This is a genomic window from Cognatundibacterium curvum (genome assembly GCF_014284235.1).
Taxonomy (GTDB): domain Bacteria; phylum Pseudomonadota; class Gammaproteobacteria; order Burkholderiales; family Burkholderiaceae_D; genus Undibacterium; species Undibacterium curvum.
Genome location: NZ_JACOGD010000006.1, coordinates 96,960 through 113,061, shown reverse-complemented (window position 1 = coordinate 113,061; position 16,102 = coordinate 96,960). Strand labels below are relative to the sequence as shown.

Sequence of the window (16,102 nt, the reverse complement as noted above, 5' to 3'; positions counted from 1 at the left end):
ACAAATGCAGAAAGCCGGAAATTGCGGCAGGACTGACGTCCATGTCCGGTTTAAGTTTGCAAGTGACCGCACGCGTCCCTGACTGGAGGGCACGCATTTTTATGCCGGGATTTTGTGGCTGATATCTGGTGCTCAATAACGGTTAGTTGATACGCAGTGATGACCAGGTTAATCGTGATTCATATCAGCGTTAATATCTGACGAAAAAAAATGTATCCGGTTACGCCCTGCGCGCTTAGCTGCATACATGGCGATATCGCTGTGGCGGATAATCTCTGCAACTGTTTTTCCATGATTAGGATAGAGTGCGATACCGACCGAACAGGATATCTTCAGCTGACCAGCTGTGCTCAGAGAAAAGGCCTGGTAGATACTTTCGCGCAAACGTTCACCCAGAATTTGCGCAGCTTGTTCATCCTGTAAATCCGGCATGATCACGACAAACTCATCACCTCCCAGACGAGCTGCAACGTCGTTCTGACGCACACAGGCCTGCAAACGCCCGGCAACTGCTTTCAATAACTCGTCACCGACTTCGTGCCCGTAGCGGTCGTTGACCGGTTTAAAATCATCGAGATCAATAAACACCAGGCCCAGTAAAGTATGCTCCTGTTCAGCTTTGAGCAACATACTCTCGATTTTTTCATCGAAATAGCGTCTGTTTGGCAATTCTGTGAGCTTGTCAAAGAAGGCCATCTTTTTAATCAGATTTTCACTTTTTTTACGTGAAGAAATATCACGGCTAATTCCGAGAAAACGGGTACTGCCATCTTTGCCAATCAGGATGGAACCCGAAATTTCTATCGGTATCATGTCACCGTTTTTATGTGGCATTTCCACTTCTATGACTGGCACCCGTATCGTGGTTTCCTGCCTGACCCCGGCTGAAATATGCTCGGCCAGCACTACATTCAGCGCAGCAAAAAATTCAACGAATTCAACGCGCTGATAAAAGTTGGCCTGCATTGCCTCTTCCACTTCCCAACCTTGGATAGTTTGTATCGATGGACTCACAAACAGGAATTTTTTTGTTGTCAGATCGAATAACCAGATTACATCGCGCGTGTTATCCAATATCGACTGATAAACTTCTTTTTCTTTTTGCAGCTGACTGATTAACTGACTACGTTCAGTAAGTAACTGATTACGTTCCTGATGCTGACGATTAGCGATCTGTATCGCTGAAAATAATTCGCCGATTTCATCCTGATAAGGGTAGACGACTTGTCTGGATTGAGGATGCCCGGAAACCGCTTCCGCTAACAAAGTTCTGGCCTGTTCAATCGGGTTAACTATCCTTCTTTGCAAGAAAAATAGTAAAAATAAGGAGACGCTGAATAAGGCGATAATGAACAATACGGTCCAGCATAAAGATAACAAAGTTTCCTTTTCTTTGTCCTTTGCTAAAGAGTTTGCCAGTTTTTGAAATTCATCACTAAATTGCTCAATAGCCTGCATCGCCTGCACATAGCCGGTGGTGAAAGATTTCGCGTTCACATGTTCCTGGTGCGACTGTATTTGCTTCACCAACTCGTGATATTGCTTCAGTCCAGCCTGAAAATATATCTGCTCCATCTGTTCAGTGGACTGGGTAATCTGTTCATATTGACCAAGGAGTTGAGTCAGACGTCTGGTCTGTTCACGAATCTGCTGGATACGTCCCTGGGTCTCATTAATGCGGGCCAGATTTGGAGTATCCAGATCCTTACCGGTAATGAGCGCAGGCATCAGCAAAGAACCCAGCTTGCCTGCGTTATCCCTTAGCTCAGCCGTCAAGGCCATTTGTATCGTCAACAACGCCGCTTCAGGCGCACTCTGTATCAGGTTCTCTGCTAACAGGTAAACCGCAGACTGTATCGGTGGCATCGCATTAAACATTTCTTCGATTAAGCCATTAATATGCTCAGGTTGCCCATTCTGAGGTTCGCGGAAAAAATCTATCCCCTTGCGCGCCACTTGCAACTGTCTGTGAGTCTTTCCTAAATAACCCAGTAAGCGTGGTTTGGTTGGGTGCGATGACAAGTTAATCTGATCATACAATTCCTGTATCAGCGTATCTGTTTTTTTTCTGCTTTGTTCCAGTAAAACCTGATCCGGTGATGCATGAAAAGGCGCTTGTGAAATCAGAAGATTGGATGGCCCACGCTCGGCGGAAATCGCTTCCATCGTCGCCAGTGCTTTGAGATAAATCATCAGCAACTCTTGCCGCTGCATAGACAACTGATATTGTCGATAACTACTGATCCCGATACTGAGTAAGGGAAGGATGGTTGCTAGTAAAATTCCAAATTTAAGGAGAAGAAAAAAGCGCGATAATTTTTCACTGATAATTAATTTCCAGCCGTCTCTCATCCTCTGTTCCCTGTACACTTACAAAAGAAAAATGTCCCTGCTTCCATAACAATTACGGAATATTTTTCAAAAAATTTACTGATTTAGGAATTTAATTAAGAATAGATCTCAGGTTTCAGGAAATCTTTGTTTGACCAGCCAAAATGGATTAATTCAGATATATTTGGAATTTATGTTTCCATTTTATGGTAAATCTGAAATAAGTGATATAGCCAGCTGGCATCCTGGACCTTGCTAAAGCTGCCAGAAAAGCAAGGCTGATCAGACGCAGTATTCAGCGCAGACTAAATTCCTTTTAATTTCCGGTCAAACCCAGTCTCAGGGTTTCGATCGGTGGCGTTTCACCAGGCAACCACTTCTGATGAATTTTCTGAAAACTACCATCTTTTTTCATCTGTCTTAAGCCTTCTTCCCAGATTTTAATCGTACTTAATGGGGTTTTTGGCGAAAATGCCAGATAGAGTTCAAGACTGTCCAGCACCATCACGCGCTCGACATCTTGTATCGTATAACCGATGTCTTTGAGGACACTGGGAACTACCACGTTACCGTCAGCCCATAAGTCAAACCGTCCCATCATGAGCATTTTTGCCACTACCTGCGGCGTTGCAGCCAGATCCAGTGTTTGAAATCCTTTTTTCATCGCAGCATCAGCAAAAATACTGCCACGGTAAGCACCGACCGCAACCTGGTACAAGTCATCACCCAGGCCTAATAGCCGTGCGGCATTCCCCTTACGGGTGTACAACACGGTACGGGATATGGCCAGCGGGCCTACCAGTGTCATAATTTTTTCACGCTCTTCGGAACGCCCTACTGTGAATAGCAAGACATTTGGATCTTCCAGCAAGGCCTTATAACCACGATTCCAGGGAACTAGTTGTATAGCCGCATTACTGCCAATTCTTTTTTGCAGCGCTTGCACCAGTTCCACCGCCATGCCATCGAGCTTGTCTCCACTCTTAAAACTGATTGGTGGCCAGTCCTCTGTGTAAATCGTCAGTTCAGCCGGATTAGCAGGCAGTGCCATCACCTGTGCAGCCCATAATGCGAGCACAAATGCAAGCAAGCCCTGCTGCCGTCCCCATCGTGCTGTATGCTGCAAAACAGACCTGAGCTGCAACGTGAGTAAGCGAAATGACTGTGCCATGTTCTGCTCCTGGTGAAGGAAAACAGCGAGATATATGGTTGAAAACAAGCTCAGCGATGCTGTACTACATCTTCATCCTTACTTTGAACATAGGTCAAGCAAAACAAAAAATCAAATCATACTTAATAGCAATATTTATACGTATGGACACAAAAATCAGTCTGTATTTAGCGTGAACCTGGCAGACAGAACTAAATCACCATCTGATGGAAGGTGACAGGCATGAACCCGTAACGTTACGGCTATGGCTGTACATCATTTGTTGTCTACGGCTGAACGTCAGAGTTTATCTGTCCCTCATTTGCCAGCGATGAAGTACGTAGTTTGCAGACACAGGCTAGGCTGCGCCTGCAGTTCACTCCGGCCAGAGTGACAATACCAGATGTTCAATGCTGTTGGGATCAGCCAGTTTTTTACGTGCGTCGTCCCAGCCAGGTGGATTCGGGACAGATTTTTTTGTATGTACTGGTGTATCAATGGCCATCTTGATGGCGAATACCAAAATACCTTTATTTATTTTGGGTGGTTGCAGATTTTTGACAACTTCATAAATCTGGTTATCGTAGTATTCATGCACGACAGGCTTCATATCCAGCCAGGTCGCGACTTCTTCATCGGAACGGATGGCAATCACCAGATAGCCTGAACTGGCTGGTAATTTGACGTTTTTGAGTGATTTGTAAATTTGTGTCTGCACTGCACGCGTATAGCGGCCCAGACTGTCTACATTCACCCCTTTTTCCTGTAATACCGATTCCGGCTGAAAAAAATAAAAGCTGTCAAAACGGGTGTCAGCAGCGCTCGCCAATGCCGATATGCTGAGCAGGGCGGACGCAATTAAGGTGTTGAGCAGTTTCATACTAGTCCTGAAATCGGAGGCAAAGCTGCGGTGCCAGCACGGCACCGCAAGCACCATTTATTTGTTCACAAACACGCCGGCGCTACGGTTTTTTTGTACATCATTCCATGGAAAGACTTTACCGTTCATCGCAACATGCACGCCAGGCGGTAGCAATTGCGCGGCAGCACAGGCAAAGCCCAGGTTGAAGAAGGCGTCAGAATTAGCGATTTCGTAAGGAATCATGGCGCCGGTGAACACAATGGTTTTTCCCAGATTTGCTGCGCCCAGCACTTCAGCGGTTTCGCGCATGGTATCGGTACCGTGAATAATCACGATCGCATTTTCAGTCGCGTTCTGACAGGCGGACAAAATAGTCTGGCGATGGCTGTCATCCATGTCGAGTGAATCCATCAGCATGCAGACTTCCAGCTCAACCGGCACGGTCAGGCGCGCGCGTTGTAGCACTTCAGGCAAATGGCTGGCAGAAAAGCTGAGTTTTCCAGCAATTTCATCATAGTGTTTATCGAAGGTGCCACCGGTGGCTAAGATGCGTAAGGTCATATTCTCGGTTCAGAGGAGTTGATGTAATGCAGCCATTGTAGCCTGCCAACGCATGCACCGAAAGCTGCTAAACTGCAACGCTTGTTAGGAAAGTCTGACTGATGAAAGTTATTGCACCAGGCACTGTTATTTTTCAACGCCATCGTGGTTTTGGCGTACTGACAGCCGTCAACTTGCTGACTGGCTGGGTCAGCGCTCGCTTTGGCGATGAGAAAAGAGTGATAGACCTGAATTTATCCAGCGATGAAGTACAGTTTGCGGATGGCGAGCCTATCCTGTTCCGGCGTGATCCACCGGAGCGTATGCCACATGCGCGTCTGATGGCCATGGTCAGGGAGTTACATCAGGCTGGTTATCAACGCCTTTATCTGTACAGCTGGCCAAAAGCTTCCGGCTTGCACTGGCGCTGGCACTTATTCACAGGCAGCCGCAACTGGATGCAACGCCCTTTACGCGAAGGTTGGTATGGTTCCGGTGCGGATTATATTTTTAATCCTGTCATGGGCTGGGGAGATGTACCCGGTGCCAGCACAGCCGAGCTGATCGCTGCACTGGCCCGCTTTGATCCGGCCGGACTGGCGCAGGCGCTGGGCAGGGATGAAGATCATACAGCCTGGTTCTCCAGCGTCTGTGATGCCTTATTACCGGGTTATGCCTATAGTCTGGGTGCAGATACACCGGCCGCCCCATTGCCTTATTTCTTGCCAGTGATACCGATGCGGGCGCGCCAGACAGAGCAGGTGTTTGAACTCAGTTATCCACCAGGCTGGGACAGTACCTGGAGTCCGGACAGTCTCGCCAGACGCCATCAAATGCGCGCTATCGTGCGGCACGATGTGATTCCCGGCAGCTGGAGCCTGCCGATAGAACTGTAGGCGATTGCTGCGAAACGCATCAATTGCCCAGCGTTTCCCATAAATTATCCCAGTCTTCGGCCTGAAACGAACCTTCGCGTTTCCAGACGATCTGTCCTTTGGCGTTAATCACAAAGTGAGTAGGCTGACTTTGTATCACACCAAAATTATCCTTGTGGCCCGGCGCATTACGCCAGTACACAGGAAAACGCTGATCGGCCGGAACCGCCAGTTTGACCAGCTGTTGATAGGTATCGAAATCCTGACGATTCTGATCCAGGCTAATCCCTAGCTGTACAAAATTCCGCTTTGCATTGCCAACATAAAATTCACGCATTAAGCGAAAATCGCGTGCACAGAGATTGCAGCCGGATGTGAAAAAACTGACCAGTACCGTTTTTCCTGCAAACTGAGTGCTGTCGATACGCTGACCCGAGCTCTCCTGTAGCTGGAACTGAGCAATTTGCAAATCTTTGGCGCTGGCCTGCGCGGACAGGAGCAGCATGACAGCAAGCGCTACACTGCGCAGGCTGTTGCTGATGATGTGGTGAAAGACGGTGATAGACATAGTAAGCCTCAGTAAATATCTGAACTTAGTCGTATCCTGCCACGTAAACCTGACAAACACCAATCAGTCTTTAGTGAGCGCCGCCTTAATTTGTGGTATTGCCTGTAAACCAGCCTGATAGCCCGCGGCGATCAATTCCCGTCTTAACTGAAAATCGGTACTGGAAAATTTTCTGAGGTCAGGATGAATGACGATATCTGCTTTTTCTGATTCCATCCGTATCAATGACTGCCCCATGATGTCAAATGACTGCATCAGCAATTCAAACATGCCGTGCAAGTTCACATTCTCAGCAGAGGCGCTGACATCGACTGCAATCACATAGTCAGCGCCCAGTTTTTTTGCCTCCACTACAGGTAAAGGACTGATCAGGCCACCATCGACAAATTCTTCAGATCCTAGCCGCGCCGGTATGAATACGCCCGGCATGCTGCAAGAAGCACGCACAGCAAAACCTGCATTCCCACTGCGGAATAAGTGCAGCTTGCCACTCACCAGATTGGTCGCTACCGCGTAAAATGGCGTCGCAAAGCTTTCTATCGGTTTATTTTGCAGATACTGATTGACCAGATTTTGCAAGGCATTACCGACCACCATGCCACGCCTGGAGCCAGCAGAAATATCGGCGATTTCAAAATCGCGGATTTTCATTGCGACCTCTTCCATTTGCGTCCCGCTAAAACCGGCAGCATAAAATGCCCCGATAATACTGCCTGCGCTGGTGCCAACCACCAGATCCGGTCGGATTTTATGTTTTTCCAGGGCCTGAATCACGCCAATATGCGCAAAGCCACGCGCAGATCCACCACCTAATGCCAGTCCCAGTTTCGGGGGACGTGCGGCCGCCTGAACTATACCGGCATTCTTTTGTGCCGCATGACTGAGCAAAGGTAAGCCCGCACCCATTGCCAGCATTAGTCGCCGTTTCATCTGTGGATTCATCGCTGCTTTCCTATTTTTCCGGTGCTTGCAACAGGCCTTGCTCTATCAAGCCTTTCAGGCGGCTGAACGCGGCTTCGAAGGTATTCGGTGCTTCGCCGCGCGTTATGTTTTCCAGTTTCTCGTCCAATACAATGAGTTCGGTACGGCGGTTAAACTTACGTCCGTCTTCTGTCGTGTTGGATGCCACCGGTTGCTGATAGGAATAGCCGACAGTAGTGATGCGCTGTTCCGGCACCTTTAAATCTAGCAAGACCTTTTTGACTGCAAGTGCACGCTGTTCAGACAGTTTCTGGTTATACGCCGCATTGCCCACATTATCGGTATGACCCTCAACCGACACCGTTTTTTCTGTTTTCGTGATCAGCAGATAAGCGATACGTTCCAGATAGGCTTGCGCCTGTCCACTGTGAATTTCTGCTTTACCGGTTTCAAATAAGACCGTGTCGGGCAACACAATTTGCACCCCACGTTCTAACTGAGCGACTGGTAACACAGCGGGCGGGGCGGGATTGCTCACTGGCGCTGGTGCAGTGGTACAGGCTGAGATAGCCAGAATAAGCGCTGCGGTCGTTAGCAGGCGGTGCGTGATTTTCATGCTGTCCTTCCTGATGATAAAAACGCGCTGATTATTCCACGACAATCATGGCTCTATGGCAATGTGTAACTATCGTTTTCAATCAATGACAACACTTCTGCCACTTCATTTTTCATCAGGCCCTAATAAAAAATCCCCGGCTGAAAACAGCCGGGGACAGGATAAGACAAACAGCAGACTTCAGCTTACGCGATTTTCCACTGGTATTCTGAGTGAGCTTAACTCGCCATCGCCATCAGACTTGCATTGCCGCCGGCTGCAGTCGTGTTGACGCACAGTGCGCGTTCTGCCACCAGACGCCACAGCGGAATTTCGCTATGCTCACCTGTTTCTATCACTGACACGATCGCTCCATCCAGTGTGGCAAAGCGGGTTTTGTAATCATGCAGCATGCCACCTTCTATCAGAGCAATCTGCGCAGCCGTTTGCTCTGCATCCTGAGTTTTTATCAATGCCTGCAGTTCAGCCGGGAAATGGGCTGGCAATAACTTAACTGAGGCAGCTGGCATGACAGGTGTATTGCCGGTTGCCAGCGTCGCAGCGATCTGGTTCAGCAAAGCCTCAGTGCTGGTCGCAGCACAGAAAATTTCACCGCGCGGTGCAAAGGACAGAGTATTGCGCTCACCAGTTGGTCCTGGCAATAACATCGTGACTTTGTAAGGACTGTGATGTGCGTATTGCTCACCCAGATCCGCGACCTTCAGACTCTGTGCTTTGGCCCACACCAGGAAAGCACTGAGGCTGGCCGGTACCTGACGCTCAAATACGGTATGACCGGCAATACCGGCCGGCGCCTGACGTTGCAGGCGCTTGAGGTAGAGCGGACCGCCTGCTTTCGGACCAGTACCGGATTTTCCTTCACCACCAAACGGTTGTACACCAACTACCGCACCGACAATATTACGGTTGATGTAGATGTTACCGACGTGTGCGCGCTCAACGATAAATTGTATGGTTTCATCGATGCGGGAATGTACGCCCAGCGTCAAACCAAAACCAGTGCCATTAATCTGATCGATCAGATTGCCAAGCTGATCGCGCTGGAAACGCAATACATGCAAAACTGGCCCGAATACTTCTTTTTTCAAATCGGACAAATCAGCAATTTCGAGTACAGTAGGTGCGACGAAAGTACCGTCCGCACAGGAATTTTTTAAATTCAGCGTATAGAAAGATTTCGCTTTATGACGCATCTGATCGATATGCATCTGCAGATTTTTCTGCGCTTCAGCATCTATCACCGGACCGATATCCGTTGCCAGTCTGTCGGTCTGACCAATGCGCAATTCCTGCATCGCGCCATGCAGCATTTCTATGGTTTTGTCAGCGATATCTTCCTGCAGACACAGTACCCGCAAAGCGGAACAACGCTGACCAGCACTGTCGAAAGCAGATGACAGGACATCGTTCACCACTTGTTCAGGCAAAGCACTGCTGTCGACGATCATGGCATTCTGACCGCCGGTTTCAGCAATAAGCGGAATATCGATACCTTCCGCAACGGCACGCTTAGCCAGGGTACGGTTGATAATCTGCGCGACTTCGGTGGAGCCGGTAAAAATCACACCACGGACGCGGTGATCCGCCACCAGCTCAGCACCAACCACTTCGCCAGTACCAGGCAGGAATTGCAAAGCAGCACGCGGTATACCTGCTTCGTGCATTAACTGCACTGCACGGTAAGCGATCAATGGTGTCTGTTCAGCCGGTTTTGCCAGCACGACGTTACCAGCCGCCAAAGCTGCACTGACCTCGCCGATGAAGATCGCTAACGGGAAATTCCAAGGGCTGATACATACTACCGGCCCCAGTGCATAGGCTTGTGGCTGAGACTCGGTCTGCGCCGCATAGTAACGCAGGAAATCCACTGCCTCACGCACTTCAGCCACCGCGTTCGGCAAGGACTTACCCGCCTCACGGATCGCGAGCGCCATGAAATCCAGGGTCTGTTGTTCCAGTAAATCCGCCGCGCGATGCAGCGCTGCTGCACGTACCGAGGGTGCCGTCGTTTGCCAGTCCAGCGCGTAGGCATGGGCGGCATGTAAGGCATGCTGTACATCACTACTATTTGCTTCAACCACAGAACCGACCTGATCCTTCAGATTAGCCGGATTGAGGACGGGCCGGCTGCTGCTGGCACTGCTGTCCACCGCCAGCAAAGGACCTGCGATCTGCGTCTGATGCACGCTTTGTTCAAAATGTGCACTGACTTCCTGCAATGTGTTCTCGTTGGAAAAATCCAGTCCGGCAGAATTTTTACGTTCTTTGCCAAACAGATCACGCGGCAAGGCGATACCTTTATGTGGCTGTCCGCCCAGTTCGCGCGAAATAGCAATCGGGTCCGCAATCAGCGTATCGATCGACACACTTTCATCGACGATCTGGTTCACGAAAGAAGAGTTCGCGCCGTTTTCCAATAAGCGGCGCACTAAATAGGCCAGCAAGGTCTGGTGTGAACCGACCGGTGCATAAATACGACAAGGTTTATCCAGATTATCTTTACCCACCACCTGATCGTACAGAGTTTCACCCATCCCATGCAGACACTGGAATTCGTAATCAGTCACACCTGCCTGTTGCGCCCAGGTGTATATCGTCGACAGGGTCAGTGCATTATGGGTAGCGAATTGTGGGTAAATCACATCGGTCGCTGCCAGCAGTTTTTGCGCACAAGTCAGGTAAGACAAATCGGTGTAAACCTTACGGGTGTAGACAGGATAGCCAGATAAGCCATCGACCTGGGCACGTTTGATTTCTGCATCCCAATAAGCGCCTTTCACCAGACGTATCATGAATTTACTGCCACTGCGGCGTGCCAGATCAACCAGATAATCAATCACAAACGGACAGCGTTTCTGGTAGCCCTGTACCACGAAACCTATACCTTCAAAACCTTTCAGATCCGGATCAAATGCCAGCGCTTCCATCAGGTCGAGTGACAATTCGAGACGATCTGTCTCTTCCGCATCGATGTTCAGGCCTATATTGTATTGTTTCGCCAGCAGCAGTAATTTCTTCAGCAATGGCAGCAACTCATCCAGCGTACGGGCGCGCTGAGCCCGTGAGTAGCGCGGATGCAGTGCCGATAATTTGACCGAAATACCTGGGCCATTTTTGATACCACGTCCGGCGGAAGCCTTACCAATCGCATGGATCGCCGTTTCATAAGCCTGATAATAATACGCCGCATCTTTGGCAGTCAGCGCTGCTTCACCCAGCATGTCGTAGGAATAACGGTAACCACGTTTCTCATTGTCCTGACTGTTCTTCAGTGCTTCTTCTATCGTTTGTCCAGTCACAAACTGATTGCCCAGCATACGCATCGCAAGGTCTACTCCTTTGCGTATCAGCGGCTCGCCTCCTTTTGCGATCAAACGGGTCAGCGCGGCACCGAGTCCGGTTTCACTATTGGTGCTGACCAGTTTGCCGGTAATCAGCAGACCCCAGGTCGCGGCATTCACGAACAAAGAAGGCGACTCACCCAGATGCTTAGCCCAATCACCCTTGCTGATCTTGTCTGCAATCAGACGATCGGCAGTCTGATGATCAGGAATCCGCAGTAAAGCCTCAGCCAGACACATCAGCGCAACACCTTCCTCAGAAGACAGAGAGAACTCATGCATCAAGGCATCCACGCCCGAGGCTCTGGTACGCTGGGTACGCACGGAACTAACCAGCTTGTGTGCCAGTTTCGCAACGTTTTGTTGTAAACTGGACTGTGGATTAATCTGTGATAACAGCCATTCAACAGCCTCAGTTTCATCACGACGATAAGCCGCGGTGATGGCTGTTCTGAGGGTACTCTGGCTAGGTAACAGTTCCGCTTGCAAGGCAGAAAACGGGGCAGATGAATCAGGCAAATGAGTGGCGATCATATAGGATGAATGAGAACGAATATGATTTCATTGTATAGATGCTCCCTGATTATTAATTCTGGAAATACTTGGATATATCAAAATTTTCTATTTCATGAGAAAATAATCCCGAATTTTATTAATCCGTTTTTTTTGACTTCTTATGCTAGACAAAATCAGTAAAAGAATTCTGGCCGAATTACAAAATGATGGCCGTATCAGTAATGTTGAATTGGCGACCCGCGTCAATCTGTCCCCGGCGGCTTGCCTTGAGCGTGTGCGTAAGCTGCAAGAGTCGGGTTATATCCTTGGTTACACGGCGCAATTAAATCCCCACTTGCTCGATGTTGCCTTACTGGTTTTTATCGAGGTGGTATTAGACCGCACCACACCGGATGTGTTTGATGCGTTCCGGCGCGGTGTACAGGCGATACCTGAAGTACTTGAATGTCATATGGTCGCCGGTGGCTTTGATTACCTGGTCAAAGCACGTGTTAAAGACATGAACGCCTACCGCGATTTCCTGGGCAAATCCTTATTACAACTGAGTGGCGTCCGTGAAACGCATACCTATGCGGTCATGGAAGAAGTCAAAAACACCAGTTGCCTGCCAATTAAATAGTCAGTCTGGCCATGAAGGCACGGCTGCAGCGACTGGAGGCGGTACAGCAGGTGGTGCTGGAAATCAGCCACTTGTCAGCCTCTTGTAACGAGCTGGTCGGCTTTCTGCGCAATGTGCATCAAGCTATAGGCCGCATCATGTATGCGGCCAATTTTTATGTCGCACTGTATGACGATAAAACACACAGCGTTCGCTATGTGTATGAAGTTGATGAAGTCGATGCGCCACTCGATCCCGATCAGACTTTTCCACTGCAAGACCCTTCTGAGTCACCGACCGCCTGGGTAATATTGCACCGCACATCTTTGTCTATGACCGCGGAGCAGGATGCCGCCCGCGATTGGGGCAGTGGCACGCGCTCCGAGCATTGGCTGGGCCATCCCTTAATGAGTCACCAGGGCCATGTGCTGGGTGCCATGGTTATACAAAGCTATAACGCCGACCACCTGTTTTCAGATGAGGATCAAGCCTTATTCGGTATGATTGCGGCTCATGTGTCAATCGCTTTGGAACGCCTGTTCAGCTTTGACAAACTTGAGCAGGCTGTGCGCGACCGGACCCAGTTGCTCAAAAAGGAAATCGAAATACGGCGTAAGGCTGAAAATCTGCAAAGAGCCTTGTATCAGATCGCGGAATTGTCGATCCTGGCATCGCACCAGGAACGAAGATTTTCTCGTTTGCATGAAATCATGAGTGAACTGATGCAGGCGCCGAATTTTATGGTCGCATTTTTTCATGCAGAGACTCAGGAATTCAGTATCGTTTATTTTGCAGACGAGATTGATAGCAATGCGACCGGTACCCGCTTCCCGTTAGGGAAAGGGATCACCTCGTATGTGGTGCAAAAACGCCAGGCGCTACTGATAAATCGGCCTGAACTCGAACAATTGATTTCTGAAGGCACGATAGAAGTGCTGGGTAATTTGGATTCATACAGCTGGATGGGCGCGCCTTTACTGGCAGATGAACAATTGTTTGGGGTGATGATCGTCCAGAGTTATCGTCCCGAACTGACTTATACCAATGCGGATCTGGAATTGCTGAGCTTCATCGCCAGCCATGTTGCCGCCGGTCTGTTACGTATGCAGGCAGCGGAAGACATACAAAGGGCCAAACATGAACTGGAGAATAAGAATTTCGAACTCAGCCAGACGCTGAAAGCGCTGACATCGGCACAGTCAGAATTGATCAATCAGGAAAAACTCGCTTCTTTAGGGCGTCTGGTTGCAGGCGTAGCCCATGAAATCAATACGCCGTTAGGCATTTGTGTCACAGCGACCAGCCATTTGGTGGAGGAGGTCGCAATACTGCGCAAACATTTCACTTCAGGACAATTGAGTCAGCAAGAGCTGGCCGAATTTCTTGACATCTGTGATCAGTCCTTACGCATACTCACCACCAACAGCCAGCGTGGAGCCACCCTGGTGCGCAGCTTCAAACAAGTGGCGGTAGATCAGTCACATGAAATGCTGCGTGAGTTTAATCTGCGCAGCTATCTCGAAGAGACCCTGCAAGCACTGCAACCTAAACTCAGGGGGAATACAGTCAGCGTTCAGCTAAGCTGTGCAGACGATATCCGCCTGCACAGCTTTCCGGGTGCTATTTCGCAAATTATCACGAACCTGTTTGTCAATTCCCTGGTGCATGGACTGGAACAGCGTGAAGATGGCCGCATCACTATTTGTGCGACACAAGACGGGGACACGCTGATACTGCTGTTTGAAGACAATGGTAAAGGTGTCGCCAGTGAGGAACTCAGACATTTGTTTGAACCGTTTTATACGACTAAGCGTGGTCAGGGTGGCAGCGGACTAGGCACACACATTGTGTATAACCTGGTCACTGTACGCTTGGGTGGGCAAATCCGTGCCAGCAGTGGTGCCGGAATGGGATTGCGCTATGAAATCTGTATTCCTTTACGCCATCAGTCATCCACTGACAAGACGCTCAACAGCTAAACTGGCGTTTATCGCACGGGCGAGCAAACCTTAGTCTGGAAATCTGCTGTTGATATCTAAGGCCTTATCCACATTTGCCACCAGAATCGACACATAATGCGGATCCAGGTGAGAGCCAGCAACGGATTCCAGATGAGCCAGTACTTCGGGCACAGGCCAGGCAGGCTTATATACCCGTTTCTGGATTAAGGCATCAAACACATCCGCCACCGCGACGATACGTGCATAAGGATGGATCTCTTCCTGCTGTAAGCCCTGAGGATATCCGCTGCCGTCGTAACGCTCATGATGCTGGTGCGCGATGATCGCTGAAGCTCGCAAAATAGGGCGCTGAGAGCCTTGCAGGATAGACATACCGACTTCAGGATGTTTCTTCATGGTTTCCCATTCATCCTTATCCAGTTTGCCAGGTTTAAGCAAAATCGCATCGGGTGTCGCAATTTTTCCTATGTCATGCATAGGGGCTGCCTGCTTCAGTATTGCAGCCTCGTCGGCATCCATGCCGGATTCCATCGCAATCAGGTAACAGATTTCGGCCATACGGCGCACATGGTTACCTGCCTCATGAGACCGTGATTCGACCACATCACCCAGGCGCATGATCAGTTCGCCCTGTGTATCGGTAATTTCCTGGTTGAGCAGGATATTATCGAAAGCGATTGCCACCCCGGATGAAAATACTTCCAGTAACTGCGTATCCATCTCTGTCACATCGTTTACCCCCTGCAACACCAGCAAGGAAGTTTTTCCACTATTGTTAGGAAAATACCCGACAAAGGTATCCCCATACAATCGGGATATTTTATTCACGCAGGTTTCATCCAGCTTCGCCACCATGGCTGGGCTGAACATTTCATGCTCCAGATCCAGCTCACCGATGCGGGCCAAAATTTCATAGCGGTCTTCACCATGGATAGCACTGGCGCCCTTTACCCTAAGCAATATACTTTTTTCGAGTCGCAGTAATGCCACGACTTGCTGTAGCAAACCATTGGCAAAATCAGTCAGATTACGTTGGCGAAAAATATGAGCAGAGGCTTCGATGACCCGTTCCAAGCCAGCGCGGTAACTGGCCTGATAACGGCGCGCCTCTTCTACCGTCATGATGTCGCGGTAAGCGCGTAAGGCTGCAAAAGTGGTGGTAAATAATTTTTTCCGGTCGAGTTCGGTTTTTTCCTTGTAATCATTAATATCATAATCAACGATGACACTCTCCTCGGGAGCCTGTCCGGGCTGACCAGTGCGTAATACGATACGCGTGATCTGATTTTGCAAATCCTTACGCATCCAGCGGGCGACTTCCAGGCCGGCATTTTCCGTTTCCATCACCACATCCAGAAAGACCAGTGCAATATCGGGTTCAGACTGCAAAATAGCTTTCGCTTGCTGACCACTGTAAGCATGCAAAAATTGTATAGCGCGTCCGTCCAGGCGAAAACGGTTCAATGTCAGCTTAGTTACATCATGAACGTCAGGTTCATCATCAACAAGTAAAACCCTCCAGGGAGGTAAGTCCGGTGTATCGGATTTAAGAAATGACATCATGCGCAATCCTGAGACTAGGTAGCTACCAGCGGTTATCCTGCTGAAAATGAGGAAAAATTGCACGCAGGTATGGGAGTTTCAATTCATTCTAGTACGTATAGTATCTTCAAGCTAAAGCTTTTTATTTCCCGGAGAACATTTTTAACAATAGCAACGCATTGAGGTGATGATGGTGTCCAAACGCTGTAACACCAATCTGCACGGGAATTCTGCGACGCTTTTTTAGAGATTATGGTCTCAGGAAATCATTTACACTTTCA

Annotated in this window: 12 protein-coding genes; 3 read left to right on the top strand and 9 right to left on the bottom strand. The window is 49.1% G+C overall.

What is annotated here, in order from left to right:
• Positions 1-168: 168 nt before the first annotated feature.
• From H8K43_RS12385 to H8K43_RS12370, 4 genes are all read right to left on the bottom strand, one after another.
• A complete protein-coding gene (locus H8K43_RS12385) occupies positions 169-2,193 on the bottom strand; it encodes a sensor domain-containing diguanylate cyclase (RefSeq protein ID WP_186904128.1) in 2,025 nt (674 codons plus the stop codon).
• Positions 2,194-2,647: 454 nt separating this feature from the next.
• A complete protein-coding gene (locus H8K43_RS12380) occupies positions 2,648-3,502 on the bottom strand; it encodes a substrate-binding periplasmic protein (RefSeq protein ID WP_222611030.1) in 855 nt (284 codons plus the stop codon).
• Positions 3,503-3,857: 355 nt separating this feature from the next.
• On the bottom strand, positions 3,858-4,361 hold the full coding sequence (locus H8K43_RS12375; RefSeq protein ID WP_186904127.1) for a hypothetical protein: 504 nt from the start codon (positions 4,359-4,361) through the stop codon (positions 3,858-3,860).
• A gap of 57 nt (positions 4,362-4,418) precedes the next feature.
• Positions 4,419-4,904, bottom strand: a complete 486-nt coding sequence (locus H8K43_RS12370; RefSeq protein WP_186904126.1) for an asparaginase domain-containing protein — start codon at positions 4,902-4,904, stop codon at positions 4,419-4,421.
• 101 nt (positions 4,905-5,005) lie between these two features.
• On the opposite strand from H8K43_RS12370, the gene H8K43_RS12365 reads away from it, so the two are divergent.
• Positions 5,006-5,779: an L-asparaginase gene (locus H8K43_RS12365; protein ID WP_230403901.1), complete on the top strand. Its 774-nt coding sequence runs from the start codon at positions 5,006-5,008 to the stop codon at positions 5,777-5,779.
• Between the two features lie 19 nt (positions 5,780-5,798).
• On the opposite strand, the gene H8K43_RS12360 is transcribed toward H8K43_RS12365, so the two are convergent.
• The 4 genes from H8K43_RS12360 to putA form a co-directional block, all read right to left on the bottom strand.
• Entirely contained in the window at positions 5,799-6,326 is a 528-nt protein-coding gene (locus tag H8K43_RS12360) for a TlpA family protein disulfide reductase (protein ID WP_186904125.1), read from the bottom strand.
• Between the two features lie 63 nt (positions 6,327-6,389).
• Positions 6,390-7,268 carry a patatin-like phospholipase family protein gene (locus tag H8K43_RS12355; protein WP_186904124.1) on the bottom strand — a complete coding sequence of 293 codons (879 nt, stop codon included), beginning with the start codon at positions 7,266-7,268 and terminating at the stop codon, positions 6,390-6,392.
• A 10-nt stretch (positions 7,269-7,278) separates the two neighbouring features.
• Positions 7,279-7,863: an OmpA family protein gene (locus H8K43_RS12350; protein WP_186904123.1), complete on the bottom strand. Its 585-nt coding sequence runs from the start codon at positions 7,861-7,863 to the stop codon at positions 7,279-7,281.
• 218 nt (positions 7,864-8,081) lie between these two features.
• Positions 8,082-11,738, bottom strand: coding sequence for a trifunctional transcriptional regulator/proline dehydrogenase/L-glutamate gamma-semialdehyde dehydrogenase (gene putA, locus H8K43_RS12345; RefSeq protein ID WP_186904122.1), 3,657 nt, complete (start codon positions 11,736-11,738; stop codon positions 8,082-8,084).
• A gap of 142 nt (positions 11,739-11,880) precedes the next feature.
• Between putA and H8K43_RS12340 the strand changes: the two genes are divergently transcribed.
• Complete coding sequence (locus H8K43_RS12340) at positions 11,881-12,339, top strand: Lrp/AsnC ligand binding domain-containing protein (RefSeq protein WP_162019528.1); 459 nt, start codon at positions 11,881-11,883, stop codon at positions 12,337-12,339.
• Positions 12,340-12,350: 11 nt separating this feature from the next.
• Complete coding sequence (locus H8K43_RS12335; protein ID WP_186904121.1) at positions 12,351-14,297, top strand: sensor histidine kinase; 1,947 nt, start codon at positions 12,351-12,353, stop codon at positions 14,295-14,297.
• 30 nt (positions 14,298-14,327) lie between these two features.
• Here H8K43_RS12335 and H8K43_RS12330 read toward each other — a convergent pair whose 3' ends face one another.
• Positions 14,328-15,839: a response regulator gene (locus H8K43_RS12330; protein ID WP_186904318.1), complete on the bottom strand. Its 1,512-nt coding sequence runs from the start codon at positions 15,837-15,839 to the stop codon at positions 14,328-14,330.
• Positions 15,840-16,102: the final 263 nt, after the last annotated feature.